This is a genomic window from Nisaea sp. (assembly GCF_017640745.1).
Lineage (GTDB): Bacteria > Pseudomonadota > Alphaproteobacteria > Thalassobaculales > Thalassobaculaceae > Nisaea.
Genome location: NZ_JAEPQA010000072.1, coordinates 1 through 641 on the forward strand (window position 1 = coordinate 1; position 641 = coordinate 641).

At 56.5% G+C, this 641-nt stretch carries 1 protein-coding gene; it reads right to left on the reverse strand.

All coding sequences use genetic code 11. The features are described 5' to 3' along the window. Positions 1-137: MerR family DNA-binding transcriptional regulator (locus JJ959_RS21280; protein ID WP_292888486.1), on the reverse strand; the 137-nt coding region annotated here is incomplete at its 3' end. Positions 138-641: the final 504 nt, after the last annotated feature.

Genomic DNA, 641 nt, shown 5'->3' on the forward strand with positions numbered 1-641 from the left:
AGGCGATGCACGTCCTTTTCGGCGTAGTCGCGATAGCCATTGTCGGCGCGACCTGGACGAACAAGGCCGATTTCCTCGTAATAACGGATGGTTTTTGGCGGCAGCTGCGTGCGCTCTGCCGCTTCGCCAATGTTCATGGTGCAGTCTCCGGTTCGGCCGCAATCATGTCAAAGCCATCGTGCGGGAACAAGGCGCCGCGATCGCAAGCGATGGTGCACGCGCTGGGAAAGGTCCGACTTTTACAGTTGTCGATCTCGGCGATCGCTTCGCAATCACCTGTCGCTTGTTCCGCCAATCTCAGGCGATTGGCTATGGCGCACCCGAGAGGATTCGAACCTCTGACCTCTGCCTTCGGAGGAATTAATAGCACCTATCCGAAACATGCGATAGAGCACGTCTTTATGCGATAATGCGTTGAAAGACGTTGTTTTTCTGAAGCGCTCCGCCGAAGTCTCTATCCGAATACAGGTCGCGATTTCCGCCCTACTGCTTACGCAGTGCTTACGCGGGACCGGCCGGAAAGGTGCGACTTCTCATGCCAAAACTCACCAAGCGCGTCGTGGACGCCGCCGAAGTCCGAGAAATGGATTACGTCATCTGGGATGACGAACTGCCCGGCTTCGGGCTGCGTGTCTTCAAGT